The sequence below is a fragment of the Agrobacterium tumefaciens genome (assembly GCA_025560025.1).
In the GTDB taxonomy this organism is placed as follows: domain Bacteria; phylum Pseudomonadota; class Alphaproteobacteria; order Rhizobiales; family Rhizobiaceae; genus Agrobacterium.
Genome location: CP048486.1, coordinates 1529708 through 1555743, shown reverse-complemented (window position 1 = coordinate 1555743; position 26036 = coordinate 1529708). Strand labels below are relative to the sequence as shown.

Here is a 26036-nt window from a genome sequence, read left to right as displayed (position 1 = left end):
ATGACAATGGTGATCGAACCCTCCGTTACCGAACAGGGGTTGAACCTCAAGGAAATGACCGACGCGCGCGTCTCGCTCGGGCGCCATGGTGCAGGTCTGCCAACAGGAGCACAGCTATCCTTCCTGCTCGATCACGCGCGGGCGCGCGAAGCGGTCTGGACCAGCGTTGACAGGACTGCGCTCACGGAACGGCTCAACCGCCTCGGCCTTTCCGTGGTCCGGGTCGACAGCATGGCGAGTGATCGCAACATCTATGTAAGACGACCGGATCTCGGACGACTGCTCGCCGCGGAATCGACCGAGCGGCTGAAACAGGCGGGCGCGGGCAAGGGTTATGACGTGGCGATTATCGCGGCAGATGGCTTGTCATCCAGTGCGGTCGATCTCAACTCAGCGCCACTGATCGAGGCGCTTGTGCCAAAACTGGCTATCCTGAACCTGTCAATTGCATCGATTGTACTTGCGAACCAGGCTCGGGTTGCGCTTGGTGATCCTGTCGGCGAGGCGCTCGGTGCAAAACTGACGATCGTGCTGGTCGGAGAACGTCCGGGCCTCTCCGCTGCCGACAGTCTAGGGGCCTATATCACCTACGGTCCAAAATCGGGGAACCCGGATTCCAGACGGAACTGCGTTTCCAACATCCGCGATGGTGGTTTGCCGGTCCGCGAAGCCGCCAAGATCATTTCCATGCTGGTCAGGGACATGGTGAAAACCAGCGTCAGCGGTGTAGCGCTGAAGTCTGCGGTCGCCCAGTTTCTTAAAAACGGAGGTAGCTCGGATCGACTTTAAGCGGTGCTCATGGTGAAGCATCCAAAGGAATCTGACTTCGGCAATCTTGCGATAGATGCGGGGGAGAGGAGGAGCACCTGATGGATGCGCCACACAATTCGGATGATCGCCGAATAAACTTGCCAATCAGCAGCAGGTGAACCCGCCGTCAATGGGCAGCGAAACACCCGTAATCATCGAGGCTGCATCACTGAGCAGGAAGACGATGGGGGCGGCGATTTCCGCTTCGCTGGCCCACCGGCCGAGCGGCATCTGCTTCAGGAAAGGCTCGGCCACATGCGGCTGGCTCCAATGGCCGGACGAGATCGGTGTCATCACGACAGTTGGATTGACGCTGTTGACGCGGATATTGTAGCGGCCGAGCTCCAGCGCCGAGCAGCGGGTGATGTTGTCGAGAGCAGCCTTGGAAGACCCATAGGAGATATGGCCCGGCAGCGCCACAAGAGCGGCCTGGCTGGACACGTTGACGATGGCGCCGCCCTTGCCGAGCCTCACCATGGACTGGCTGGCATATTTCGTCACCAGCAGCGCCCCGCGCGCATTGATGGTGATGACCTTGTCGAAAATGGCGATATCCGTATCCATCGGCGTGGCGATCTCGCCACCGAAACCGCCGCAATTGACGACGCCCCATAGATCGAGCCCCTCCAGCGCGGCGCGGATTTCCTCGTCGCGGGCAAGATCGAACGTCAATGTACGGCAACCGGTTTCCTTCGCGATCGCCTCGAGCGCCTCCTGCGAACGTCCTGCCGCGATGACATCGGCATTGGCGCGCACGAGATGGCGCACCGTTTCCCCGCCAATACCGCCGCTGCCGCCCGTCACAAGGATCGTTCTGCCCTGAAAATCCGTCATTTCCCGTCTTCCTCCCTCATGGTGCCGAAGATTCCGCACCCTTCACAACGTTTCAATTGATCCGCCCCGGTTCAGTTTCCTGCGGGTTCTTCATATCCCGCGACACTCTCTGCCCGTTCGCATCGAACAGATGGCAGGCGGCGGCCGGGAATGACATGGATATGCGGTCTCCCGCGCGCACCATGCGGCCAAAACTGTCTCTTATGGTGATGGTTTCCTCGCCCTCGCGGACATGGATGAAAGTATCGCTGCCGAGCAGTTCGACCATCGTCGCTTTCATCTGATAGGACTGTCCGCCCTGCCCTTCACCGATTGCAATATGTTCGGGGCGGATGCCGAGGGTTACGGTGTCACCGGACTCAAGCGGCCTTGAAACAGCAATATTGAGGGAGGGACCAGCGGCGAGAGACACGGTGGCGATGCCTTCTGCAACGGCGACAACGCGCGCTTTCAGAAGGTTCATGGCGGGCGAGCCGATGAAGCCCGCGACGAAAAGATTGGCGGGACGCTGGTAGAGCGCAAGCGGCGAGCCGATCTGCTCGATGCGACCGCCATTCATGACGACGATCTTGTCGGCAAGCGTCATCGCTTCCACCTGGTCATGTGTGACATAGATCATCGTGCAGCCGAGTTCCGCCTTCAGCCGTGCGATTTCCACCCGCATGCCGACGCGCAGGGCCGCATCGAGGTTGGAAAGCGGTTCATCGAGCAGGAACAGCTTCGGCTTGCGCGTCATCGCCCGGCCGATGGCGACACGCTGGCGCTGACCGCCGGACAATTCGCGCGGCTTGCGTTTCAGATAGTTCGAAAGCTTGAGTTTCCCGGCTGCCCGGCCCACCCGCTCGCCGATTTCAGCCGTAGGCGTCCGGGCGATTTCCAGCCCGAAGCCGATATTGCGGGCAACATCCATATGCGGATAAAGCGCATAGGACTGGAAGACCATGGCCACGCCGCGTTCGGGCGGCTCGGCATCGCTCATATCCGCGCCATCCACCAGCACGCGGCCCGAGCTGATCGGCTCCAGCCCGGCGATGATGCGCAGCAGCGTCGATTTTCCGCAACCGGAGGGGCCGACCAGCACGCAGAATTCGCCATCCTCTATGGTCAGCGACAATTCGGGAATGACCGTCAGGCTGCCGAAGGCCTTGGTGATTTTGTCGATCGAAAGCGTCGCCATGGGTCTAGCCTTTCACCGCACCGGCAGTCAGGCCACGCACGAAGGCGCGCTGCACCAGCACATAAAGAAGAATGAGGGGAAGCGCGATCAGGGTCAGCACCGCAAACAGCGCGCCGGGATTGGCCATGTAAAGGCCGGAATATTGCATGGGCACGATGGTGAGCGTCTTCATCTCGCTTTTCGTCAGCACGATCAGCGCCAAGAAAAATTCGTTCCAGGTGACGATGAACTGCCAGATGGTGACGAAAACCAGCGCCGGGCGCACCAGCGGCAGCGCCACATGCCAGTAGGTCTGCCAGGCGTTGCAGCCATCCACCTTGGCCGCCTCGAACAATTCACGCGGTACGTCTTCCATGAAGGATTTCAGGATGACCATGGCGAAGGGCACGCCAAGGGCGGCATAGGGCAATATGAGGCCGATATAGGTGTTCACCCAGCCGAAATTCTTCAGGAGAATGGCAAGCGGCAACACCATCGAGGCAAGCGGCACCATCAGCGTGGTCAGAAGCGTGGTGTAGAGGAACAGCGTGCCTTTGAGCCGAAGGATGGCGATGGAAAAAGCAAAAAGCGATGATACGGCGACCACGATCGCCACCGTCGCGACCGTCACGATCAGGCTGTTCAGGAAGATGCCGCCGAGCGGATTGTCGCGGATGACGGTGATGAAATTGTCGAAGGTCACGGGCCATGTGAAGAGCGCGGCGTCAAAAGCCTGCGCCGGCGTTCTCAGCCCCACGGACAGCATATAGACCTGCGGGACCATCCAGATGCCGAGCACGATGAACAGCACCGCATGAACGAGAAGGCCGCGTGCGCGGTTGCGGGCAAAAGCCGTCATGACCGATCCTTTCCGGCAGGCGTCAGCCGCGCGCCAAGTGCTGCGATCTGCAGCAGCGAGAGGCCAAGCGCCACGACAAGAACGATCACGGAAAGTGCTGCACCGCTGCCGGTATCGCCCAGCACAAAGCTCTGCTTGAAGATGAAGGTGCCGAAAACCTCGCTTGCCCGGTTCGGGCCGCCGCCGGTCATCAGATGCACGATGGGAAAGGTCTGAAGCGTGCCGATGACGCCGAGAAGCAGCAACGATTTCGTGGCGGGCGCCAGCATGGGAACCACAACATGGGCGGCGAGTTTCAAACCCTTCGCGCCATCGATGCGCGCCGCATCCAGCACTTCAGACGGCATGTTGGCGATGCCGGCGATATACATCAGCATGGAAAACCCGGTCCATTGCCAGATGTTGACAACGATGAGGGCATAGATCGCCGTTTTGGGATCGCCGATCGGCGAGGTCGACATGACGATGCCGGCATATTTCAGATATTCCTGCGCGATGCCGTAATAGGGCGCGTAAATCTGCACCCAGACGAGACTGACCACCGAAACGGAGGTGACGACGGGCAGGAAGAACATGGTGCGGAAGAAACCGCGCAGACGGTCCGTGTGCCGTTCGATGAACCAGGCGAGCACCCCGCCCACCAGCATCTGGACCGGAATGGTGATGACACCCCAGAGCGCCATGTTGCGCACGACGATCCAGAAGGTGGGGTCACCAAGAACCGTGGCGTAATTCGAAAACCCCGCAAAGCTGCGTGCCTCGCCGGAAGCCGCATAGAAGCTCTGTCCCGTCACCCAAAGGATTGGATAGGCAATGAAAACGACGAACAGCAGAACGGCAGGAAGGGCGAAGACATAAAGCATGGACGTCCTCGAAACTCTGCTGCGTTCAATGATAACAGGCGTAGCGCCGGCCCTTAAAACTTCTGCACGCATGGGTTCTCACCGATTGATAATCACGCCGCCCTCAAACGAAACGGCATCGAAAGGTGTTGAAGCGCACCTGGGAGGTCTTGTCTTGGTCGATGCGCTTCAACCCGCCGGGCGCATTTGGCAGCGCCCGGCATCTTGAGGCCGCCTGTCACTTGGACGCGAGCGCTTTTTTGGTCGCCTCGTCCACCTTGGCCAGCGCAGCCTCGGCTTCGATGCTGCCAGCGGATACGCCCGCCAGGGCGTTGTCCAGCGCCTCGGCCACTGCCGGCGAAGAAAAGCGCTGGTTTTCGGCCTTGGGCAGATCTGCCATGAACCGCGCCGACAATTGCTTGACGTGGTCGGTAATATCGCCCTTCGGCGTATGGCCTTCGAAGGCCGGCAGATCGTTCAGGTCGTTCAGCGCCTCCTGCAGACCGACACCATTGGTCAGTTCGGCAAGGAAGGTCCATGCGGCGTCATTCTTGCCGCCATTCTTCGTCAGGCCGTAACCAATGTCGATGCCGCCGACCGGCGGGCTTGCCTTGTTACCCTCCTTGACGGGAGGCATGTAGAAGAAGTCGAACCCGTCCATGTTCTGTACATATTCGGAGAGCGGCGGCGGGAACTTGCTTTCCTGCATCCACCAGGAGCCAAGCGCCATCATGCCCACCTTGCCCTGTGCGAAGAGCTGTGCGCCGGTCGGATAGGCATGCGCGCCAAGCGCACCCTGCTGGAAGATGCCGTCATCGAAGAGGCCCTTCCACGCCTTCATGGCAGCCACCAGCTCCGGCGCGGTCCACGGCGTTTCACCCGCCTGCGCCTTGTCGACGATGCCGGGGGAAAACTGGTTGGCGAGCATCAGGAAGACGTTTTCGTTCTGCCAGCCGTCCGCAGCACCCTGAAACATCGGGATGAGGCCGTTATCGCTCAGCGTCTTGGCGGCAGCCTTCAGTTCCGCATAGGTCTTCGGCACAGCGATATTGTGTTTTTCGAAGAGCTTGCGGTTATACCAGATGCAGAGAACCTGCGATTCCTGGGGAATGATGTAGAAATTCTTGTCGCCGACGGGATTGCCCATCAACATCTGTTTGCGGTTGACGGGGAAAATCTTCTCCTCCCATGTTGCACCCCATTGTTTGGCGGCGCGGTCGTTTACGGGCTCGAGATTATCGCGATATTGCTGTGTGAGGGACCCCGGCTGCAGGCCGATGATGTCAGGCAAACTCCCGGATGCCGCAGCCGCCTTCAGCGCGGTGATATATTCCGGTGAATAATTGTAATAGGTGTAGTTCACCTTCACGTCTGGATGGGCCTTCTCGAAGGCCGCGATCGACTTCTTCATGGTGCTTTGCACGAACCATGACCATACGGTCACTTCTTTCTGCGCGGCACTCGCAACAGCAGCGGACAGAACGGCAGTCAGAACTGTCGTTGCAAGAAACAACGTCTTCCTCATCATATTCCTCCCTTTATTGTTTAAAGACGCATTGTTTAAAGATGCCGGCGGACCTGCCGCCCGATTTTGTCGCGGCCCTCCCCAGAGCCGCGTTCACTCGAAACCCGGCAGCTATCAGGCCGCCTTGGCCGCCGCCGCTTTCAGCACGTCCTCGGTAATGACGCGGTCGTCCGCGAGCGGGCGTACTGGGGAAAGCCCCAGTGTCTGCAGCTCGCCATGATAGGCGCGAACCGCCTCTTCCGGCTTCAGGGCGCCGTCGGCAACCGCGCGCATCAGCACGATCAGATTGAGCGGTGCTTCAGCCAGATTGATCTTGCGCCCGAACAGCGCGAGCCGCGCACCGTAACGCTCCGACTGCGCCACCAGCTCGAACGTATCGCGGGTGGTGCCCGCTCCGCCGCCAAGCACGCCGACGATCAGCTCGGAATCGAACGAGGCGAGTTCCTCCAGCGCCTTCGGCCCATTATAGGGCATCTTGAGAAACAGCGGCCGTTCGGCACGCGGCACGCTCGCCAGTGACTTGATGATGTGGTCATTGACAAACTCGCCGGTCTGTTCGCGCGTCAGGCCGATATCGACATTCGGGTTGAAGACCTCGTAGAAATATTTGAAATTGTGCTTCGATGCTTCGGCGCGGAACTCGGCGAAAGCTTTCAGCGTGCATATGTCGCGGTCAAGATCGTTGGTGAAGCACACCGAATAAAGGCAGAGATCGGTGCCCGAGGTCGGATAGTTGGCGATGGCGCGGGCAAGGCCCGTATCGCGGAACGGCACGGATGGCGACTGTGTATAGGTGCCATGCCGCACGCCACCCCAGCACATGCTTTCGAGATTGCCGCGAATGGCCGGTTTCACCTCGCTGCCGGAAAACGCGCCGCGCTCGTCCAGCAGATCGAGATTGGACTGCGACACCAGCATGATGTCGACCACGTCCTGGTCGATGATCTCCTCGATCTGGGTGATGAATTCCTGGCGGGTGCGACGGCGGGGCGGCTTGACGGAATAATCGAAACCGGTGGCGGAGACACCCGCGCCGACATCGCTGTCCTTTGCATCGGCAATGATAAAATCAGTCGGTTTGTAACGCCCTGCGCGAATATTCGCCAGTTTTCTGTCGAGTCTCGTGACCATCGTAGCCCTCAATGAATGTTGGAGTTCGGCTGCCAGCGCTTCTATTGCGACCGCAGACTTGCATTTATAAACGGCCACTTCTCATATTCTGTCAATAGCTATCTTTTTCTCTCTAAAAGAAGGCGGCTCACCCCATATTCTTGACCGAAGGATAGGACTCAAAGTTTCCAAAGTTCGAGTTTTATAAAAAGAAATCAATATTTTAAATTACTCGTCCAAACGTCTTCCAGCGTCTTTTCGTGCCACATCAACAAAACATCAGCGCCACAATGGGCGTCTGCCCACACGCTTGAAATGTCTTTATTTTTGGCAAATTAGCGGTCAATACGCTACCCAAGACGTTCGCATGCGCAAAACATGTGCTGCGCCGCTTTAAAAATGCGCTGCATTGCGCAAATTCTGGCAAAATAGCATTTTCAGCGCAAAATCTCGTTGACGATTTGAGAGATAATGGTAGCAATTGACATCATTGCCGCGTGAGGAGGAGATACTCGGCTATGGGTGACGTTTTTACAGGCGACTGGGGGGAGCGTTATGCTGCGCTCGCCGATCCGCGCTCCGGCCCGATTGGAACATCGGCGCTTTCGCGGGCGGGGCTGTTCTTGTGCGGCATGTCCACCTGTGTCGATGCACGGGTCGACATGCACAATATGCAGCCGCTTCTTAATGCTCCAGCCGAAACGCCGGCGGGTCAATTCGCCGCCATGTTGCTGGCGCGCGCCGCAAAGGGTATCGGCGGTGAAGTACGCGCCGACTGGGTGGACGGCCCGCAATGGCTGCGCGATCATCTGGATGTTCGCTACGCGCTGGGCGGCACCGGCCCGCAGGCCGCCTGGGTGCTTTCGCGGCTCGGCGTCGCCTCCCTGGTGGCGCTGGAGGATCGCCATGAGCAACAGCTTCGCCAGATCCCACCGGGCGTTTTATTGGCCGAGGGCAATGCACTTAAAACCGCAGCGGAAGTGACGCCGACAGAACGGCATATCCCTGAAATATTCATCTTCGAATTCACCGCGGGCAAGCCAATCGGTGCGCTCACGCCCAATCGTTCGACACGCATCATCGTGCGTTTTTGCGATCGCGGTATCCAGCATGATGCGGCATTTGAGGCGGTATCACGAAAGCGCGCCTCCACCGCCGCCGCCGGCCTTCTGTCCGGCCTCAATGACGAGGCCGCGGAAAATGTCGGCGACGCCGCCCGCCATGTCTTTGCGCTCAGCCGCGACTGGATGGATGCGGGCTTGAAGACGGTGCATTTCGAGCTTGCCGGTTACGCTTCGCAGGACGCCGTAAGCGAGTTGCTCGATCAGGCCAGGGGCGCAATCAGTTCGCTCGGCATGAGTCATTCGGAACTGCTGGCGATGGATAGCACCGCCCAGCATCCGATGGAGGCGCTGATCGCTCTCGGAGACCGGCTGGATATAGACCGCGTCTGCGTGCATGCCGACACCTGGGCGGCAGCTGTGACACGCAACGACCCCGACGAGGAGGAACTGGCGCTGATGGCCGGATGCGCCATTGCCAGCGCCCGGGCCGCCAATGGGGAGCCGGCAAACGCGATCCGTACCGATGCGCTGGCGCAGTTCCACGCGTTGCCCTTCGATAATCGCGTGCGGAAAGGCCGCTGGACCTTTGTTGCCTGCGCTTCGCCCTATGTTGAAAAGCCCGCCACCACGCTTGGCCTCGGCGACAGTTTCACCGCCGGGTGCCTTCTCGTTCTCGGAAATCCCGGCGTCGCAACCGCCCCCGCCGCCCTCAAACAGGCCTGAAGGAAAAACGATGTTTCTCGAACGATTTCGTCTGGATGGAAAAACTGCCTTCATCACCGGGGGCGGGCGCGGCATCGGCCTTGCGACGGCGCAAGCGCTGGCGGAAGCAGGCGCGCATGTCATCATTTCCGACATGAATGCCGAAGTGCTGGAGGCGGGTCTGTCGGAACTGAAGGCACGAGGCCATGCGGCGGATGCCATGCAGCTCAATGTAACGGATGCGAAAGCCGTCGCCGAGGCCGCGCGGGCCGCCAACGACCGCTTCGGCGCCGTCGACATCCTGATTGCCAATGCCGGCATCGCCTGGCCGGACACGCCGGGCGAAGAGATGAGCGACGAGGTCTGGCTGAAGGTGGTGGATGTCGATCTCAACGGCGCTTACTGGTCATGCCGTGAATTTGCCCGGCCGATGCTGGCGCGCGGACACGGCTCCATCGTCACCCTCGGTTCGATGTCCGGACTGATTTCCAACAAGCCACAGCGGCAAGTGCATTACAACACGGCCAAAGCCGCCGTTCACCACATGACGCGCTGCCTCGCGGGCGAATGGGCTGAGCGCGGCGTTCGGGTCAATTGCGTTGCGCCCACCTATGTCGACACCGTCATGTCGCGCGGCGGCTTTTCAGACGAAACCCTGATGCCGGTCTGGATGGAGATGACGCCGATGAAGCGCGTCGCAAGACCGGATGAGATCGCCGCGCCCATTCTGTTTCTGGCTTCGGACGCCGCCAGCGCCATGACGGGCACAATCGTTGCAGTGGATTGCGGATACACGATTTGGTAGAGCTTGACGGACATTGGAGAGAATCGGCGCGTTTCTACGGGCCGAAAACCGGGTGATTGTATGGAGTCTTCGAGCAAGCGTGTTGATATGGTTCCCGCCAAAAGACGGGCGCTTATTCTGGAGCACCTGCGCATCAATGGCGCGGCGGGCATTCAGGAGCTCGCGGATACGATCGGCGGATCGCAATCGACCGTGCGGCGTGATCTCGAGCATCTGGTGGAAAAAGGCTATCTCGAGCGCACCCACGGCGGCGCGCATCTGCTGCAGCCGATGCGTGCGACCTTCGAACGGGAGATGACGGTGAATGCCGCGCTTCAGCACGCGGAAAAAGTTGCGATAGGCCGCGAGGCGGCGGAGCGGCTGAGTGCCGGCGACAGCGTCATTTTCGACAGCTCCTCGACGGTTATGGAGGCGGTGCGGGCCGCCGCCGAACGCGACCTTCCCTTGACGGTGGTGACCAACAGCCTGCAGATCGCCGATTTCGCCGCCGACATCAAATCCTGGCGCACCATCCTGCCGGGCGGCACGGTGCGGCCCGGGCATCGCCATCTTGCTGGCGAGCCGGGGGAAAGCTTCATCAAAACGCTGCATGCCGATATCTGCATGACGGGGGCTTCGGCTGTTACCGGCACGCTGCTGACGGAAACCTCGCTGGAAGTGGCCTCGCTCAAGCGCGCCATGATCGCCGCGGCCCGCAGGACCGTGCTTCTGGTCGACAGCTCGAAATTCGCAGCGCCCGGTTTCTGCACGCTTTCGGATATTTCGCAGATAGATGAGGTCATCACCGATAACGGCATTTCGCAGGATGCGATGACCTCGCTCAAAGCGACGGAGTGCAAAGTGACGCTGGTTTCGCCCGCTGCCCCTGCGCCACTGACCTGACGAACCGCCGTTTTCATCGCCAAATTCACTGTGCCGCCTCGGCGTTCGGCGACTGCGGTTGCGAATGTGCATTTTGACGTGCGGCAAACAGATGAAGCGAGCGCATGGCTCGCCGGAGCTCCTCGTCCGCCGCAAGCCGGCGATATTCGGCATAAAGCGTCTCGTATTTTTCGAAATGCCGCAGGTTCGGCACAAATTCGCGTAAGCTGCGCGCACCGAGCCTTTCAGCGCCTTCGGCAAAAGAGCCAACGATCCCGGCCGCCACCGCCGCATGGATTGCCGCGCCGAGCGCCGTCGGGTTCTCCACGTCAGGAACCTCGATCGTGCGCCCGAACACATCCGCCATCGTCTGCACCAGAAACGGGTTGCTGCGGGCCAGACCGCTCGTCATCACGATACGGCTGATCGGCACACCGCCCGCTATCGCCATATCCAGAATCGATCGCGTGCCGAAACACAGCGCCTCGATCAGCGCCCGGTAGATTCCGGCCGAGGTCGATTTCAGACTGAGGCCCACCAGCAATCCCGACAGCATGGAGTCGGCCAGCGGAATGCGGTTTCCCGCAAACCAGTCGAGCGCGAGAACACCGCCCTCGCCCGGACTGACCGCCTGCGCCGCCTCATTATGCAGGGCGAAGTTACGGGAAAGGTCGTCATCGCGCGGAAAAGTCTTCACATACCAGGCCAGCATATCGCCGAACGCCGCCTGCCCCGCCTCGTAACACCACAGATCCGGCAGGGCGGCACCAAAGGCCGCCCCTTCGAGCCCCGGCGGCAGGCCGCGTCCCTCGCCGTCCAGAATGAGAAAACCGGCAGAGGTTCCGAGCGCGCCGACAAAAACACCGGGACCGACGGCGCCGACCGCAGGCAGCACGACATGGCTGTCGATAACCGAAACCGCAACGACGGCGTCACCTGTAATCCCGGTACGGCGACGCCATTCCTGCGTCAGGGAACCGGCCGGACTACCGACCTGAAGCGGTTTTGAAAGACGCTCCGCAAGCCCCGGCACCACGTCTTGCGGATAGCCGGTTTCCCGGGAGAACTGCGCCTTGTAGGAGGCGAAGTCGAGGCTTCGCGCCTCGTTGCCGGTCAGCTGCCAGACCAGCCAGTCTCCCGCCTCGATGAAACGCCCGGTTTCGGCCCACAAAGCGGGTTCTTCAGCACGCATTTGCGCCGCCTTGGCAAGCATCCATTCACCGGAGAGCTTCCCGCCGAAGTTTCCAAGGTAATCACCGCCCAAGGCATTGATCGCATCGGCATGAGCCTGCGCCGAATGTTTCCAGAGCTTCACATAGGCATGCGGCTCATCCGGATAAAGCACTGAAAGCGCCGTGCCGTCGGCGCGTGCGGGCATGGGGGAAGATGCGGTGAAATCGATACCTATCCCCGCAATGTTACGGCCGTTGCCGAGCGCCGACAGAATGATCTCGGCGGCTTCCGTGTAATCGTCTGCGACCTGGAGCACGAAATTGGCGGGCAGGCTTCGACCGCGCAGCGAATGCGTCAGAATGCCGTTGCGATACGGATGGACATGATGGCCTTCCTGCGCGCCGGTGCGGGCATTGACGAGAATGCCGCGCGCCGATTCCGAGCCGAAATCCATGCCGATCATATAGGTATCGGTCATGCGCTCACGCCCCCTCGAGACTGCTGGCAAATATGGTGTGGGCATCATTCAGGGGCATGGGATCTCGCAATTGGGGGGAAGTGGAACACTGCCATTCTTCACATTGTCGGGCTGGCAGCGGCATGGGTGCGCCGGCCCGGCGGATCGAGATCGGCAGCAGCCATGGCGCCGGTCATGATCGCCACGGCATCCGACATGGTGACGTCTTCCGGACTGACGACGGCCGCCCGCCTGCCGAGCCTGTGGATGTGAATACGGTCAGCGATTTCAAACACATGCGGCATGTTGTGGCTGATAAGGACGATCGACAGGCCCTTGTCGCGAATGCTAAGGATCATGTCGAGAACCTTGCGGGATTCCTTGACCCCGAGAGCTGCGGTCGGCTCATCGAGAATGACGACGCGCCCACCGAACGCGCAGGCACGCGCCACGGCAATACCCTGCCGCTGCCCGCCGGACAGCGTTTCAACGCTCTGGTGAATATCCTGCACCGTCATCAGACCGAGGTTCGACAAATGTCGCCGCGCTTCGCTCGCCATGCGGGCGCGATCGAGCAGCCGAAACACCGATCCGTTGACGCCGGACACGCGTATTTCACGTCCCAGGAACAGATTATCTGCGATCGAAAGCGCTGGCGAGAGCGCAAGGTTCTGAAACACCGTTTCGATGCCGGCGGAGCGCGCATCCATCGGCGTTCTGAAATCGACGCGCTTGCCTTCCAGCCGGATTTCACCGCTGTCGGGTATAACCGCGCCCGCAAGCGCCTTGATGAGAGTGGATTTTCCGGCACCGTTGTCACCGATCACGGCGAGAATTTCGCCGCGGCGCAATTCGAAATCCGCACCGTTGAGGGCGACGACATTGCCGTATCGCTTGGTCAGGCCGCGCCCTTCGAGCGCAAGTTCGCGCGTCATGTCGAAACCCTCCGGATCCATTGGTCGACGCCGACGGCCGCCACGATCAGAATGCCCACCGAAAATTCCTGCCACAGCGCATCGAGACCGGCGAGCGCGAGGCCATTGCGAAAGACCCCGACGATCAGGGCGCCGATCAAAGTACCGACGATGGTGCCACGTCCGCCGAACAGCGATGTTCCGCCGATCACCGCCGCGGTGATCGAATCCAGATTGGCGGTCGATCCGGAGGTCGGGCTGATTGCGCCGACACGGCCGATCAACGCCCAGGCGCCGATGGCGGAGATGAGACCCGCACAGGCATAAACGGCCAGCAGCACGCGGCGCGTATCGATGCCCGCAAGCGCCGCCGCATCCGGGTCGTCACCCGTTGCATAGACATGGCGGCCGAAGGCCGTGCGGTTGAGCACGTACCAGGCGAGAGCGGCAAGAGCCAGCATCAGCACCGTGCCGAGCGTGATCCGCGCGCCGCCGAACTGCATCGCGGCTCCCATCCATTGCAGGATCGGTGCAACCTCTGCAACTTCCTGGCTGCGAATGGTCTGGCTGCCGGAATACCAGAGGTTCAGCGCACCAAAAACGCTCCAGCTTCCGAGGGTGACGATGAAAGGCGGGAGACGCACATAGGTGATGAGAAACCCGTTGATGAGGCCGCAGCCCAGCCCGCCTCCAAGGCCGATAAGGAAAGCGAGTTCCGGTGGCAACCCGGCCGTAACGGCAAGGCGACCCATGAGCGTCGAAGTCAATACCATGATGGCGCCAACCGACAGGTCGATGCCCGCCGTCAGGATCACCAGCGTCTGGGCGATGCCGATAATGCCGATGATGGTGACCTGCTGGAGGATGAGCGAAAGATTGAAAGGCTGAAAGAACCGGGAGCCAACCACCATGGAAAAGACCGCGATGCTGGCTGCCAGCACGATGAACGGCACCACTGTCGGATTGCCGTGCAGGAAGCGTTGCAGCCTGCGAAGCGGGTTCGTGTCCTGATCCTCGAATACGGCGTGCGATGTCTCGCTTCCTGTCAGACCGGTCTCAAAGCCTGTCGGACCCGCCGAAGCATGTTTGCTGGGTTCATTCATGGAGATACACCCTTCGCAGGTCTGCGGCACCGGCCCTGATACCGGATCGCCTGCCGGAAAATGCGATGCACAGATTCAACACGGTTTAGCGCCTTTTTTCACATCCACGGGGACATGCGGCGTTCTGTTACGGTAAAGTTTGCAAGACATGGCCGTTTGGTTTCCGGGCCGAAAAGCCATGCCTTGCTCCCGGGAGTTGTCCGGAAGGACACAAATCTTGCCGGGAATGACGCCCCGCAGGCAGAGAGAGGACGGGGCGTCAAAGCCACTCAACCCCAGCAGGCCTTCAGAGCCTCGTCGGAGGTGATCGATTCAACGCCGGCGACAGGCTTGTCGGTGACGAGCGTGACGCCGGTGTTGAAGAACGGCAGGCCGGGGCTTGCCTCAGGCTTCTTGCCGGATTTCACATATTCGACGATCGCCTCAACACCGAGAGACGCCATCTTCAATGGATATTGCATCGAGGTCGCGCCGATGACGCCCGCCTTGACGTTTTTGACGCCGGGGCAGCCGCCATCCACGGAGGTGATTATGACCGAGTCCTGCTTGCCCGTTGCCTTCAACGCTTCATAAGCGCCAGCGGCGGTCGGCTCGTTGATGGTGTAAACGACGGACAGATCGCTGTCTTTCTGAAGAAGGGTTTCCATGCCGGTGCGGCCGCCCTCTTCCGATCCCTGCCCCCACTGGTGACCCACGATGCGCGCGTCGTCTTCATCGAGGTAACGCGTCACATCCTTGGGATCGATACCGAAGCCTTTCATGAAGCCCTGGTCGCGGGCAACATCCACCGTCGGCTGGTTTTCAAGCGCATCGATAAAGGCGACCTTCGCCTTGGAAGCGTCGGCGACCGTCTTGGCGGCCCAGGAGCCGATCAGTTCCCCAGCCTTGAAGTTGTCTGTGGCAAAGGTCGCGTCTGCGGCATCGGCAGGTTCGAGTGGCGTATCGAGCGCGATGACGAGGATACCTGCCTTGCGGGCCTGCTCGACCACTGGCACCACAGCCTTGGTGTCGCTCGCCACCATCAGAATGCCTTTTGCGCCGGCGGAGATCAGGTTTTCCACGGCGGCAACCTGACTTTCATTGTCACCGTCGAACTTGCCGGCGAAACTCTGGATCTTCACGCCGCCGAGTTCCTTGGCCTTCGACGTCGCGCCTTCGCGGATCTTGGCGAAAAACGGATTGGCTTCGGTTTTGGTGATGACGCCGATGAGGATGTCCTCGGCCTGTGCGCTCACGGGAACAAACGCCAGGCTCACACCAAAAGCGAGCGCTGCAGGACCGAGACGTCTGGACATGGCAAAATTGCCCGCAGAAGCGGGTTTTACAAAAAACTTCATGTGAAATCCTCCCAGATTGCCAAGCGCTCCCTCCCGTTCGGAGGACATAATCGGTCTTGGCGCGATTATTACTGAACGTGATTATGCATACTGTCAACATTATCTGTTTATTGTTTTGTATTTTTTTATACATATATCATGTTCAAGATTGCAAATTCCGGAATATGTCTGGATTTTGTGCGAAATCCTGGCAGGCAGCCTCGCAAATCGCTCGGCCGCGTGCCAGACACTCGGAGACGCTCTGAGGAACGGGAACTGGCAATGGCAAGCACAACCTCCGGACAAGGGTCTACGGCTCGCGAATGGCAAGGCGATCTCAACGCGATCAAGGCAAGCGCGGCGCTCTTGTCGCTTGTCGGATCGGGTCGCGCCCGCTCTCGCAGCGCCTTGACCGAATTTTCCGGCCTTTCGCGGGCGACCGTACATCAGAAGCTCGCGAGCCTGATCGATGCGGGGTTGATCCGCGAGACAGAGGAAACGCTTCCCAGCGGCGGACGCCCGACACGCGCCCTTGATCTGAACCGCGACTTTGCTGTCATCCTCTCCGCCGATATCGGCGAGCAGCATATCCGCGTCGCCGTCACCGACCTGCAGCCGCGAATCCTGACGGAAATCTCGGAAACATTCGATATTCTGCGCGGCCCCGCTGTGGTTCTCAACTGGATCGAAGAGCAGTTCGAGGTGCTTTTAGCGAAGATTGGCAAAACAACCGGCGACGTGCTGGGCATCGGCATTGGCCTGCCTGCTCCTGTCGATTACGCCAACGGCCGGGTCGTCGGTCCTTCCGTAATGGTCGGATGGGACAATTTCGAAATCAGGCAACATCTTGAAGAAAGATTCGGTGTTCCCGTCTACGCCGAAAACGACGTAAACCTTCTGGCCTTGAGCGACCATCGGCAACGACGGACGAATGTGAGCGAGATGGTGTTCGTCAAGGTCGGGACGGGCATCGGCAGCGGCATCATCACCGAAGGCCGCCTTTATCGCGGCGCCCAGGGCGCGGCGGGTGATATCGGCCATATCCAGTTCGCGCGCGAACCCGCACCGCTCTGCCGCTGCGGCAAGATCGGCTGCGTCGAAGCGCGCGCCGCCGGCTGGGCGATCGCACGCGAGCTGCGCAAAGAGGGCATCGAGGCGCATACCGCCCGCGATGTGACCCGGCTGGTCGAATTTGGCCAACCGCTTGCCATTCACCTCGTCAGGGAATCCGGCCGTATTCTCGGCGAGGTCATGACGAGCCTCGTCAGCATCCTGAACCCGCAGATGATCGTAATCGGCGGGACACTGGCCATCGCCAACGACCACCTTCTCGCCGGCATACGCGAACTCGTCTACAAGCGCTCGCTTCCGCTGGCGACCAGGGAGCTGGAACTGGTGATCTCGCCCCCGGACCCCGACGCGGGCATCATGGGCGCTGCGATCCTCGTGGTTGAGGAACAGATGAAGGCACAGAACGTCGAAATGGTGATCTTGCGTCATAGTGCACGCCCGGCGCTCTAGTGCACGAGAAAGCGTGCGCCGTCACGCGCTCAACAACGTTGGCTCGCACAGCAGGACTTGCTCGATTGGCCGGCGCCGGGAAACCGGTGCTGAAAAACTCTCGACCATATGACCACAGCCGATCAGCGTGATTACCGCTAAGAGCGGAAATCTCTCACCTGCACTTTATGGCAGCTTCCTTCGAAGAAACACAGACGGACGCGATCACCGCGCAGCCGAAGGCTGCGCCCTTCTAACCGAGACAGCGCCTACGAAACGGGTTTGAGCGCTTACCCGCTTCTATTGGTTTGCCGCCCTAAGCGTGAACGATATCGCTCATATTTCATTAGCAAAGCGCATTGCAGCATCGAATTGGTGCCCTGCAAAATCCATTATACCTACTTTTATGGCCTCTTTTGTCATATTGATGTCATCCAAGGCCGATAGATAACGCTCACAAATGAACGAGAAGCATCACGACATGAACGAGATCCAGCCAATACCGACACAAGCAGAAGGCAGGCAGGCCAAGATCGTCGAGCTTCTGCGTGAGCAGAACTTCGTTGACCTCAAAACCCTGACTGAGCGTTTTGACATATCTGTGGCGACCGCTCGTCGCGATCTCGTCGAGCTTGAGGAGTCGGGATTTCTTCGCAGAACTCACGGCGGCGCAGTCGGGCTCAACCAGGTAGCGCAAGATGCGACGAACTCTGCTCGTCTGGTGTGGAAGCAGGCTGAAAAGGCTGCAATTGCTGCCACCGTTGTCGCAATGATTTCGGATGGAGACACGATCCTGCTCGATGCGGGCACCACCGCGCTGGAAGTCGCGAAAATGCTCGCGGGTCGAAAGAACCTCACGATCATCTCGAACGGCCTCGACATCGTTGCCGAGCTGACGCGCCAGGGTGATCACAAGATTTATTCTGTTGGCGGTGAATACACCGACACGAACCATTCCTTCCGCGGACCGCTGGCAGAGCAGTTCATCCGGCAGTTCAACGTCGACAAGCTCATCTTGAATGCGGCGTCGATCGACGTCGACCGCGGTCTCGTCTGTACCGTTGAACCCGTCAACGCAAGCATCGCGAAGGTCATGATCGAGGTCTCACGCCGGACGATTGTCGTTGCCGATCACTCGAAGCTCACAAAGAGCAGCCTGTCCGTTGTCGGCAAGATCGAAGATATCGGCATCGTTGTCACCGACAGCGGCTCGAAAACCATCATCGACGCGGCGCCAGAGAAGCTGCGCAAAAAGTTCGTCATCGCGACGTGAACCTTCCTTTCCACGTAGATCTTGCCAAGCAAGGGGACCTTAGATGCTTTCGACCAGCCGCAGAAAATTCATCATCGGTGCAAGCGTTGCGGCGCTGGCATCGACCACCAGCATGAAATTTGCATTTGCCCAGGAGCGCCGTGAGCTTCGGATCGGTGTCAACGGGCTGCCAGCCACGCTGGAGCCGGTCAATGCGATCAGCAACGTCGGACCGCGCATTGTCAACCAGATCTACGACACGCTCATCGCCCGCGATTTTTTCGGGAACGATGCGCCGGGAACAGGCCTCGGTCTGATGCCGTCACTGGCTGAAAGCTGGGAACGCATCGACGACAGGTCCGTGCGCTTCAAGCTGCGCCAGAAGGTCATGTTCCACAACGGCGTCGAAATGACTGCTGATGACGTCGCCTACACGTTCTCGTCCGAGCGCCTGTGGGGTCCTGAAGCAATCAAGACCATTCCGCTTGGTGGCTCCTATTCGCTGGACTTCGACGAGCCCGTTATCGAGGACAAATACACTGTCGTTCTGCGCACGAAAACGCCGAGCTATCTGACGGAGACGTATGTTACCTCCTGGATGGGCCGCATCGTCCCGAAGGACTATTATAAGAGCCTTGGCACTGTCGGTTTTGGCAGCAAGCCAATCGGAACAGGCCCGTATAAATTCGTCGAGATGATCGCTGGCGACCGCGTGGTTCTTGAACCGAACGACGACTACTGGGGTATCAAACCCACTGCCTCAAAGATCACCTACCAGCTTGTCGCCGAACCAGCCGCCCGTGTTGCCGGTCTGATCAGCGGTGAATATGATATCGTCACCACCCTCACGCCCGACGATATGGAACTCATCAACGGCTATTCCGACCTGGAAACACGCGGAAAGGTCGTTGAGAATTTCCACATGTTCACCTTCAACATGAACCAGAAGGTGTTCCAGTCGAAGACGCTCCGCCGCGCCCTCGCGCTAGCGGTCAACCGCCCGATCATGGTCGAATCGCTCTGGAAGAGCAAAGCCTCGATCCCCCATGGCTTCAACTTCCCGAACTACGGTGAGTCTTTCGATCCAAACCGCAAGGCGATGGAATACAACGTCGAGGAAGCCAGGCGCCTGGTCAAGGAAAGTGGCTACGACGGCACCCCCATCACTTACCACACGATGGGCAATTACTACGCCAACGCCGTTCCCGCGCTCATGATGATGATCGAGATGTGGAAGCAGATCGGCGTCACGGTGGTTCCGAAGGTATTCGCTCCCGGCGCCGCACCGAAAGACCAGGACAGCTACATCCGCAACTGGTCGAATGGCCAGTGGATGACGGACGCCTGGGCGACGATGGTTTGCGAATTTGGTCCGAAAGGCCAGGTGCAGAAGCGTTGGGGCTGGAAGGCTCCGGCCGAGTTCAACGAACTCTGCACCAAGGTTTCCCAGATGCCGAATGGCAAGGAACGCTTCGACGCCTGGAGCCGCATGCGTGACATCTTCGAGGAAGAAGCACCGGCCGTCATTCTTTACCAGCCGTTCGACGTCTATGCGGCACGCAAGAATGTCCAGTGGAAGCCCATCAGCTTTGAGATGATGGAGTTTCGCAACAACCTCAGCTTCAGCTGATCACAACACGCTGCCTCGGCGATGCGCATCCGTGCGCATCGCCCCAAGGAGATTGAAGAATGCCAAAGCTCTTGACCGTTCGCGACCTGGTCGTCGAAGTCCCGGCACGCAATACCAAAATCATTGATGGGATCAGCTTCAGTGTGGATGCCGGTGAGACCCTCGGTCTTGTTGGGGAGTCCGGTTGCGGCAAGAGCATGACCTGTTACGCCGTCGCGGGCATGCTGCCGCGCGGAATCGCCCGCACCGGTGGCTCCATCGAGTTCGAACGTGATGCGACGAAATCCGGCAAGGTCGCTGATCCGACGATCGCAATGATATTCCAGGACCCAACCAGCAGCCTGAACCCGGTTCATACAATAGGCCGCTACCTTGAATCGGCGCTCTATCGCCATCAGGGGCTGAAAGGCAACGATGCCCGGCTGGAAGCCATGCGGCTTCTCGAGCACGTCGGTATTGACCGCGCCGCAAGCCGTCTGCGCGCCTACCCCCATCAATTCTCCGGCGGCATGAACCAGCGCGTCATGATCGCACATGCACTCGCGGCAAAGCCTCAATTGCTGATCGCCGATGAACCGACGACTGCGCTCGATGTCACGATGCAGGCGCAGATCCTCCACCTCCTCGAAGAGTTGAAGGCCGAGACTGGCATGGCCCTGATGATCGTTTCCCACGATCTCGGGGTGATCGCGCGTCTCGCTGACAAGGCAGCAGTCATGTATTGCGGCAAGATCATCGAGACGGCGCCAATTGCGGAGCTGCTTGCGCGGCCCGCTCATCCCTATGCCCGCGCTCTGATCGACTGTATGCCGAGCATCGATCCCGCCGATCTTGAGCCACCGATCCCAATCCCGGGTTCTGTTCCTCTTCTCGAGAGCCTGCCAGATGGCTGTTACTTCCATCCGCGCTGTCCGCGCGTGGCCGAGGAATGTGTGGCTCGCTTCCCTGCTCCCTCCAGCATCGGCCTGTCCCACGAAGCTTCCTGCTATCATCCGGTGGTCGCATGATGACGCCCCTGCTTCAGACAAGCGATCTGACGAAGGCTTACAGGCACAAGACTGGTTTCTTCACCAGGCCGACGCAGCAGCTCGCCGCGAACCACATCAGTTTCGAGCTGTCGGCTCGGGAACGCATCGGTGTTGTCGGCGAATCCGGTAGCGGCAAGTCGACACTTGGCCGACTGCTCCTCGGTCTGACACCCCCGACCAGCGGTGACGTATGGTTTGACGGCGTGAACCACAAAGACCGGACAAAGGTGGACTGGAAGAATTTCCGTGTTCGCACCTCCCTCGTGCAGCAGAACCCGCTCGCGGCGCTTAATCCGCAAATGACGATCGGCCAGCAGGTCGCCGAAGGCCTGATCGTTCATCATGTCTGTGGTCGGGAAGAGGCCTATCGGCGGGCAGCCGCGATGCTGGAACGTGTCGGCCTCTCCGGAGCGATGATGAACCGCTACCCACACCAGATGTCAGGCGGCCAGCGCCAGCGCGTCGTCATCGCACGCGCGCTGATCCTGGATCCAAAGCTGGTCGTTTTTGACGAGGCTGTTTCGGCGCTCGATGTCTCGGTGCAGGCCCAGGTGGTGGCACTTCTGCGTGAGCTCTGGCAGGAGATGGATCTCGCTTACGTCTTCATCACCCATGATTTGAGGATCGTTCGCCATCTCGTCGATCGTATCGCCGTCATGTATCTCGGCCGCATTGTCGAAACAGGCGACATCAAGACGGTCTACCAAAATCCGCGGCATCCCTACACGCGGGCACTCCTGGCTTCCGTGCCGACCATGGATCCCAGGGTTCGAAATATCGAACCGCCGATCAAAGGCGAACTCGATGCCAGCAATGCGTCAAAGGGTTGCGCGTTTCGGGCACGCTGTCCGTTTGCAATCGACCGATGTGTCAGTGAAACGCCGGCATTGCGACTGGTCGGGAACCAGCAAGCTGCCTGCCATCATGCAGAGGAGATTGACCGTCAAGCCGTCCCGGCGGCTGATGTCGTCGTGAAGAAGGAGTTGGCCATATGACCAGCTTCATTTTCGCCCGCGTCGCACGCGCCATCGTCGTTCTCGTGTTCACGGTTACCATCGTTTTCGTCATCTTGCGCTTGAGCGGTGATCCCGCGCAGTCGATGTTGTCGGATAATGCCGGGCCGGAGGCACTTGCCGCATTCAACGAGAAATGGGGTCTCGACCGCTCTATCCCGGAACAATATCTCTACTATGTCGCCAATGCATTCCATGGCGACTTCGGGACATCATTCGCAGATGGCCGAGAGGTGTTCGACGTTATCAGCGAACGAATTCCTAAAACCCTGCTGTTGACGGTTTCGGCCTTTTTCCTGAGCCTCCTCATCGGAATCCCCGTCGGAATTATTGCGGCTGTGCGTCGTGAATCTGCTGTCGACAAGGGCGTGATGGCTGGCGCTGTTCTCGGCTACAGCATTCCAAACTTCCTGCTCGGTCTGGTCTTCGTCTTCGTGTTTGCAGTGTGGCTACGGGTGCTGCCGAGTTCCGGCAGTTCAACATGGAACCATGCCATCCTGCCCATAGCGACCTTCGCGCTGTTCAACGCTGCGGCCGTGGCGCGGTTCATGCGCTCCACGCTGATCGACGTGCTCGGTCAGCCGTATATCGCGGCAGCCCGTGCGGATGGCATACCGCATTGGGACGTCATCTTGCGTCACGCCCTTCCGAATGCAGCAATTCCGATGGTGACGACACTCGGCTTCGTCGCAGGCGGCCTGCTTGGCGGATCCGCACTCATAGAGCCGGTATTCTCGTGGCCAGGTCTCGGAAGTGGGTTCGTCAATGCGACGAGCACCGGCGATCTACCCGTCGTACAGGCCATGATCATCCTCTTCACCGCGTTCATGGTGGCCATCAACCTCACCGTCGATGTTCTCTATGCGGTTCTCAATCCGAAAATCAGGAAGCACTGACATGGCATCGGCCACCTCCTCCAATCCCGCGCCAATCTCCGTGCTGGCCCCGTTCCGCAAAATGCCGGCAAGCATAACTCTATGCTGCCTCTGGATTGCGATCGTCGTCGTCATCGGCGTAACGGCACGCTGGATTTCGCCCTTTGACTACCTGAGCCAGGATCCGATCGCGCGGTTTGCCAGGCCATTCCTGTCGGCCGAGCACTTTCTTGGAACCGACTATCTCGGTCGCGACGTGGTAAGCAACCTGCTCGTCGCGACACAGATGACGCTGATGATCGCGCTGGTTGGCTCCATCATTTGCGCCATCATGGGGACAACGCTCGGCCTGCTGGCGGCCCATTTCGGCGGCTGGGTGGATAACACCATCATGGGCTTCGCCGACGCCATGGCGTCGGTTCCTTTCATCGTCATTGCTCTCGGCGTCCTGGCGCTGCTTGGTTCCAGCCCAATTCTCTTCGTGTTCCTTGTCGGTTTCGCCAGCTGGGAACGTTATGCGCGTCTCACGCGCGGCCTGGTCCTGAGCGCCAAGGAGGAAGGCTATGCAGAAGCTGCGCGTATCGTCGGCGTGCCGCCGATGCGCATCTATCTGCGCCACATGCTGCCCAATATCGCTGGGCCCCTGATCGTTCAGTTCACCGTGAACTTTCCAGAAATCATCCTTCTGGAAAGTGGCCTGAGTTTTCTCGGTCTTGGCATTCAAGCTCCGGAAACGAGCCTTGGACTGATGGTCGCTGACGGCCGCAACTATCTCGCAATCGCATGGTGGATCGCCGCATTCCCCGGCGCAGTGATTGTCCTGACGACGCTCTCCATTAGCCTGCTTGGCGACTATCTGCGCGATCGCTTCGACGCGCGCCTCCGTTAACTCAGAAGGAAAAGACTATGAATCCGCTTCGAATGACGATTGAAAACATGCGCATCGGTGGCCACCGCGGCCACAGCGCCGGCGCCCCGGAAAATACGCTGGTCGCGTTTCGCAAGGCTTTCGAGTATGGCGGCCCGCTTACGACCTGCGAGACCGACCTCTCCATCACCAGCGATGGCGAGCTCGTTCTGATGCACGACAAGACCGTTGATCGCACGACGAATGGCCACGGCATCGTCCAGAAAATGACCTATGCTGAGCTGGCGAAGCTTGATGCCGGCAGCTGGTTCAGTGACGAGTTTGCAGGTGAGCAGGTGCCACGACTGCGTGATGCGCTGATACTCGCACGAGAGCTTGGCATCATCTACCAGCTGGAACTCAAGATCTACGACCAGAACGACGTGTTTTTCCCGAAGCTGCGCGCATTGATCGATGAGCTTGGTGCCGCCGACCTGTTGCAGTTCTCTTCCTTCGACTATGTGCAGCTGAGGGACGTCAAGAAAGCCATCCCGGAGGTTCCGACCGTCGGCCTGATGCACTCCCGCCTCATCGATCCTGCGTCGCTTGCTCGCCAGGCCAATCTCGATGCCATGAATATCGAAGTCTATCATTTTGCCAGCGGCGAGGCGCGCCAGCTGCATGAAGGGGGCTTCGCGGCCTTCTGCTATCTGCCAGCCGGCCACCATGAAAAATTGATGACGTATGGCGTGGACGTCGAATCTCAACTTGTCCAGTGGGTCCGCGAAGGTCAGCTCGATCAGCTTCTCGGTGACGATGTCGCACAGATCGCACGGTTGCGGGATCAGGCGCGTGGATAAGGTAAACACAACAGTCTCTTCGGATCAGGCGCGCATTGTCGAGGGCATTGCGCGGGAAGCTGGAAACCTGGCTCTATACCACTTCAAAAAGCTGGCCACCCTGCCGGTCGAGAAGAAGGGGCACCTCGACCTGGTCACCGAAGCCGACAAGCAGGTCGAAGCCCTGATTATCGAGAGGCTTCGTCAAGCTTTTCCAGATGATGGGGTATTCGGAGAAGAGGGCGGCGAGATCACCGGCACTTCGGGTCGCATCTGGGTCATCGATCCGATTGACGGGACGTTCAACTATGTCCGCGGCGCCCAGAACTGGGCTGTCTCAATCGGGCTTTTCGAGAACCGGCGTCCCGCCTTCGGCGTTATTTTCGCTCCTGCACGCGACCTTCTGTTGATCGGTGGTCACGCCATCGTACCGCAGCTCAATGGAAAGCCTCTCGGCCCCCTGCCAGCGCTCGACATGTCTCGCGCATCGACAGGTTTCAGCATTCATCCATCGGTCTCGACGGCTGACAGGCTGGAGGTCATCCGGTTCATCTCGGATGACCTGCGCATAAGCTTCCGCTTCACGGGGTCCGCAACGCTCTCGTTGATCGAAGTGATGATGGGTGAGACAGATGGGTACGTTTCTGTCGGTGACTCCACATGGGACGTCATGGCGGCACTGCCAATCCTCGCGGGACTGGGCGTCACTCACACGATCGATTGGGATAATACGGAACTACCGCAGAAACTTCGTTTCGTCTGCGGCTCCAAGGAGTTTCTCAATCGAGTAAAGCCGGTGCTGAACAACCTTTCGGCGGCTGCCTGACCCTCAATCACCTTTTACCAACGGGCGCCGCGCAAGCCGGTGCGACGCTCCTCACAATCAGACAAAACCTTCAAGCATTTCGTCAGTCAAGCCGCTGAATAATCGAGATATTCAGCACTCTTGATCCACCAATCCTATATCGGACGTGCATGACAGGAGTGTGAAAGGCTATCGACTTGGCACACAAAACGACCGAAGTTTCAGCACCAATAGACGACAGGCTTCCGAAGGGCGATGTCAGGACGCAATATGCTGCAATTTGCTTTCGACGCATGCCTGAGCAAGACGGAGCGATTGAAGTCCTGCTGATAACGAGCAGAGACAGCGGCCGTTGGGTCGTCCCAAAGGGATGGCCTATGGGGAAGAAGAAGCCCCACCAAGTTGCCTGCACCGAGGCCTGGGAGGAGGCAGGAGTGAGAGGCCGTGTCCAGAAAAAGGCATGGGGTCATTACACCTATCTTAAGAGGCTGGATGACGGAAATCTTGTCCCTGCGATGGTCCAGGTTCACTTGCTCGATGTGCAAGGGCTCGAGAGCGATTATCCCGAAAAGGACGAACGCAGACTGAGCTGGTTCACGCCGGCAGCCGCAGCCTCTTCCGTAAGGGAGCCGGAGCTTCGTTGCTTGATCTCAAAACTTGAAACCCTGGCATTGCCGGCCACGTATCAGCGCTCCGAGCCGTAAAATGAGGATCAG

At 59.5% G+C, this 26036-nt stretch carries 24 protein-coding genes; 14 read left to right on the top strand and 10 right to left on the bottom strand.

The window, feature by feature from the left end; translation table 11 throughout:
- A complete protein-coding gene (locus FY152_21065; protein ID UXS34600.1) occupies nt 1-789 on the top strand; it encodes an ethanolamine ammonia-lyase subunit EutC in 789 nt (262 codons plus the stop codon).
- Nucleotides 790-915: 126 nt separating this feature from the next.
- On the opposite strand, the gene FY152_21060 is transcribed toward FY152_21065, so the two are convergent.
- From FY152_21060 to FY152_21035, 6 genes are all read right to left on the bottom strand, one after another.
- Nucleotides 916-1644 (bottom strand): SDR family oxidoreductase, encoded by a 729-nt coding sequence (locus FY152_21060; GenBank protein UXS34599.1) that lies wholly within the window; start codon nt 1642-1644, stop codon nt 916-918.
- Between the two features lie 52 nt (nt 1645-1696).
- Nucleotides 1697-2821: a sn-glycerol-3-phosphate ABC transporter ATP-binding protein UgpC gene (ugpC, locus tag FY152_21055; GenBank protein ID UXS34598.1), complete on the bottom strand. Its 1125-nt coding sequence runs from the start codon at nt 2819-2821 to the stop codon at nt 1697-1699.
- Between the two features lie 4 nt (nt 2822-2825).
- A complete protein-coding gene (locus FY152_21050) occupies nt 2826-3659 on the bottom strand; it encodes a carbohydrate ABC transporter permease (GenBank protein UXS34597.1) in 834 nt (277 codons plus the stop codon).
- Nucleotides 3656-4522 (bottom strand): sugar ABC transporter permease, encoded by an 867-nt coding sequence (locus FY152_21045; GenBank protein UXS34596.1) that lies wholly within the window; start codon nt 4520-4522, stop codon nt 3656-3658. Before FY152_21045 ends, FY152_21050 begins: the two co-directional genes overlap by 4 nt.
- 217 nt (nt 4523-4739) lie before the next feature.
- Nucleotides 4740-6026, bottom strand: coding sequence for an extracellular solute-binding protein (locus tag FY152_21040; protein ID UXS34595.1), 1287 nt, complete (start codon nt 6024-6026; stop codon nt 4740-4742).
- A gap of 114 nt (nt 6027-6140) precedes the next feature.
- Complete coding sequence (locus FY152_21035) at nt 6141-7157, bottom strand: hypothetical protein (protein ID UXS34594.1); 1017 nt, start codon at nt 7155-7157, stop codon at nt 6141-6143.
- A 497-nt stretch (nt 7158-7654) separates the two neighbouring features.
- Here FY152_21035 and FY152_21030 point away from each other — a divergent pair, with 497 nt between their 5' ends.
- Genes FY152_21030 through FY152_21020 form a run of 3 tightly spaced genes read left to right on the top strand, consistent with a single transcriptional unit; the run spans nt 7655 to nt 10589 of the window.
- Nucleotides 7655-8923, top strand: a complete 1269-nt coding sequence (locus FY152_21030; GenBank protein ID UXS34593.1) for a 6-phosphofructokinase — start codon at nt 7655-7657, stop codon at nt 8921-8923.
- Between the two features lie 10 nt (nt 8924-8933).
- A complete protein-coding gene (locus FY152_21025) occupies nt 8934-9707 on the top strand; it encodes an SDR family oxidoreductase (protein UXS34592.1) in 774 nt (257 codons plus the stop codon).
- Nucleotides 9708-9767: 60 nt separating this feature from the next.
- Nucleotides 9768-10589: a DeoR/GlpR transcriptional regulator gene (locus tag FY152_21020; protein UXS34591.1), complete on the top strand. Its 822-nt coding sequence runs from the start codon at nt 9768-9770 to the stop codon at nt 10587-10589.
- 25 nt (nt 10590-10614) lie between these two features.
- Here the strand turns inward: FY152_21020 and FY152_21015 are convergent, their stop codons facing one another.
- From FY152_21015 to FY152_21000, 4 genes are all read right to left on the bottom strand, one after another.
- A complete protein-coding gene (locus tag FY152_21015; protein UXS34590.1) occupies nt 10615-12219 on the bottom strand; it encodes a carbohydrate kinase in 1605 nt (534 codons plus the stop codon).
- Nucleotides 12220-12317: 98 nt separating this feature from the next.
- Nucleotides 12318-13133, bottom strand: coding sequence for a sugar ABC transporter ATP-binding protein (locus FY152_21010; protein UXS34589.1), 816 nt, complete (start codon nt 13131-13133; stop codon nt 12318-12320).
- Nucleotides 13130-14215 carry an ABC transporter permease gene (locus FY152_21005; GenBank protein UXS34588.1) on the bottom strand — a complete coding sequence of 362 codons (1086 nt, stop codon included), beginning with the start codon at nt 14213-14215 and terminating at the stop codon, nt 13130-13132. Before FY152_21005 ends, FY152_21010 begins: the two co-directional genes overlap by 4 nt.
- A gap of 269 nt (nt 14216-14484) precedes the next feature.
- Nucleotides 14485-15552 carry a sugar ABC transporter substrate-binding protein gene (locus FY152_21000; GenBank protein ID UXS34587.1) on the bottom strand — a complete coding sequence of 356 codons (1068 nt, stop codon included), beginning with the start codon at nt 15550-15552 and terminating at the stop codon, nt 14485-14487.
- 261 nt (nt 15553-15813) lie between these two features.
- Between FY152_21000 and FY152_20995 the strand changes: the two genes are divergently transcribed.
- The 10 genes from FY152_20995 (at nt 15814) to FY152_20950 (ending at nt 26024) form a co-directional block, all read left to right on the top strand.
- Nucleotides 15814-17052 (top strand): ROK family transcriptional regulator, encoded by a 1239-nt coding sequence (locus FY152_20995; protein ID UXS34586.1) that lies wholly within the window; start codon nt 15814-15816, stop codon nt 17050-17052.
- A gap of 460 nt (nt 17053-17512) precedes the next feature.
- Complete coding sequence (locus FY152_20990) at nt 17513-18304, top strand: DeoR/GlpR transcriptional regulator (protein UXS34585.1); 792 nt, start codon at nt 17513-17515, stop codon at nt 18302-18304.
- A 43-nt stretch (nt 18305-18347) separates the two neighbouring features.
- Nucleotides 18348-19913 carry an ABC transporter substrate-binding protein gene (locus tag FY152_20985; GenBank protein ID UXS34584.1) on the top strand — a complete coding sequence of 522 codons (1566 nt, stop codon included), beginning with the start codon at nt 18348-18350 and terminating at the stop codon, nt 19911-19913.
- A gap of 59 nt (nt 19914-19972) precedes the next feature.
- Nucleotides 19973-20920, top strand: coding sequence for an ABC transporter ATP-binding protein (locus tag FY152_20980; protein ID UXS34583.1), 948 nt, complete (start codon nt 19973-19975; stop codon nt 20918-20920).
- Nucleotides 20917-21936 (top strand): ATP-binding cassette domain-containing protein, encoded by a 1020-nt coding sequence (locus FY152_20975; GenBank protein ID UXS34582.1) that lies wholly within the window; start codon nt 20917-20919, stop codon nt 21934-21936. The genes FY152_20980 and FY152_20975 overlap by 4 nt, the downstream gene beginning before the upstream one ends.
- A complete protein-coding gene (locus FY152_20970) occupies nt 21933-22850 on the top strand; it encodes an ABC transporter permease (protein UXS34581.1) in 918 nt (305 codons plus the stop codon). The genes FY152_20975 and FY152_20970 overlap by 4 nt, the downstream gene beginning before the upstream one ends.
- A 1-nt stretch (nt 22851) precedes the next feature.
- Nucleotides 22852-23718, top strand: a complete 867-nt coding sequence (locus FY152_20965) for an ABC transporter permease (protein UXS34580.1) — start codon at nt 22852-22854, stop codon at nt 23716-23718.
- 17 nt (nt 23719-23735) lie between these two features.
- Nucleotides 23736-24536 (top strand): phosphodiesterase, encoded by an 801-nt coding sequence (locus FY152_20960; GenBank protein ID UXS34579.1) that lies wholly within the window; start codon nt 23736-23738, stop codon nt 24534-24536.
- Nucleotides 24493-25341 carry an inositol monophosphatase gene (locus tag FY152_20955; GenBank protein ID UXS35139.1) on the top strand — a complete coding sequence of 283 codons (849 nt, stop codon included), beginning with the start codon at nt 24493-24495 and terminating at the stop codon, nt 25339-25341. The genes FY152_20960 and FY152_20955 overlap by 44 nt, the downstream gene beginning before the upstream one ends.
- Before the next feature lie 170 nt (nt 25342-25511).
- The gene (locus FY152_20950) at nt 25512-26024 is read left to right on the top strand and encodes an NUDIX hydrolase (protein UXS35138.1); all 513 of its coding nucleotides are present in this window, start codon (nt 25512-25514) and stop codon (nt 26022-26024) included.
- Nucleotides 26025-26036 lie beyond the last annotated feature (12 nt).

Bases quoted from the DNA above. Each gene is read 5' to 3' on its own strand.
- FY152_21065 (UXS34600.1), top strand. From the start codon at position 1: ATGACAATGGTGATCGAACCCTCCGTTACCGAACAGGGGTTGAACCTC.
- FY152_21060 (UXS34599.1), bottom strand. From the start codon at position 1,644: ATGACGGATTTTCAGGGCAGAACGATCCTTGTGACGGGCGGCAGCGGC.
- ugpC (UXS34598.1), bottom strand. From the start codon at position 2,821: ATGGCGACGCTTTCGATCGACAAAATCACCAAGGCCTTCGGCAGCCTG.
- FY152_21050 (UXS34597.1), bottom strand. From the start codon at position 3,659: ATGACGGCTTTTGCCCGCAACCGCGCACGCGGCCTTCTCGTTCATGCG.
- FY152_21045 (UXS34596.1), bottom strand. From the start codon at position 4,522: ATGCTTTATGTCTTCGCCCTTCCTGCCGTTCTGCTGTTCGTCGTTTTC.
- FY152_21040 (UXS34595.1), bottom strand. From the start codon at position 6,026: ATGAGGAAGACGTTGTTTCTTGCAACGACAGTTCTGACTGCCGTTCTG.
- FY152_21035 (UXS34594.1), bottom strand. From the start codon at position 7,157: ATGGTCACGAGACTCGACAGAAAACTGGCGAATATTCGCGCAGGGCGT.
- FY152_21030 (UXS34593.1), top strand. From the start codon at position 7,655: ATGGGTGACGTTTTTACAGGCGACTGGGGGGAGCGTTATGCTGCGCTC.
- FY152_21025 (UXS34592.1), top strand. From the start codon at position 8,934: ATGTTTCTCGAACGATTTCGTCTGGATGGAAAAACTGCCTTCATCACC.
- FY152_21020 (UXS34591.1), top strand. From the start codon at position 9,768: ATGGAGTCTTCGAGCAAGCGTGTTGATATGGTTCCCGCCAAAAGACGG.
- FY152_21015 (UXS34590.1), bottom strand. From the start codon at position 12,219: ATGACCGATACCTATATGATCGGCATGGATTTCGGCTCGGAATCGGCG.
- FY152_21010 (UXS34589.1), bottom strand. From the start codon at position 13,133: ATGACGCGCGAACTTGCGCTCGAAGGGCGCGGCCTGACCAAGCGATAC.
- FY152_21005 (UXS34588.1), bottom strand. From the start codon at position 14,215: ATGAATGAACCCAGCAAACATGCTTCGGCGGGTCCGACAGGCTTTGAG.
- FY152_21000 (UXS34587.1), bottom strand. From the start codon at position 15,552: ATGAAGTTTTTTGTAAAACCCGCTTCTGCGGGCAATTTTGCCATGTCC.
- FY152_20995 (UXS34586.1), top strand. From the start codon at position 15,814: ATGGCAAGCACAACCTCCGGACAAGGGTCTACGGCTCGCGAATGGCAA.
- FY152_20990 (UXS34585.1), top strand. From the start codon at position 17,513: ATGAACGAGATCCAGCCAATACCGACACAAGCAGAAGGCAGGCAGGCC.
- FY152_20985 (UXS34584.1), top strand. From the start codon at position 18,348: ATGCTTTCGACCAGCCGCAGAAAATTCATCATCGGTGCAAGCGTTGCG.
- FY152_20980 (UXS34583.1), top strand. From the start codon at position 19,973: ATGCCAAAGCTCTTGACCGTTCGCGACCTGGTCGTCGAAGTCCCGGCA.
- FY152_20975 (UXS34582.1), top strand. From the start codon at position 20,917: ATGATGACGCCCCTGCTTCAGACAAGCGATCTGACGAAGGCTTACAGG.
- FY152_20970 (UXS34581.1), top strand. From the start codon at position 21,933: ATGACCAGCTTCATTTTCGCCCGCGTCGCACGCGCCATCGTCGTTCTC.
- FY152_20965 (UXS34580.1), top strand. From the start codon at position 22,852: ATGGCATCGGCCACCTCCTCCAATCCCGCGCCAATCTCCGTGCTGGCC.
- FY152_20960 (UXS34579.1), top strand. From the start codon at position 23,736: ATGAATCCGCTTCGAATGACGATTGAAAACATGCGCATCGGTGGCCAC.
- FY152_20955 (UXS35139.1), top strand. From the start codon at position 24,493: ATGTCGCACAGATCGCACGGTTGCGGGATCAGGCGCGTGGATAAGGTA.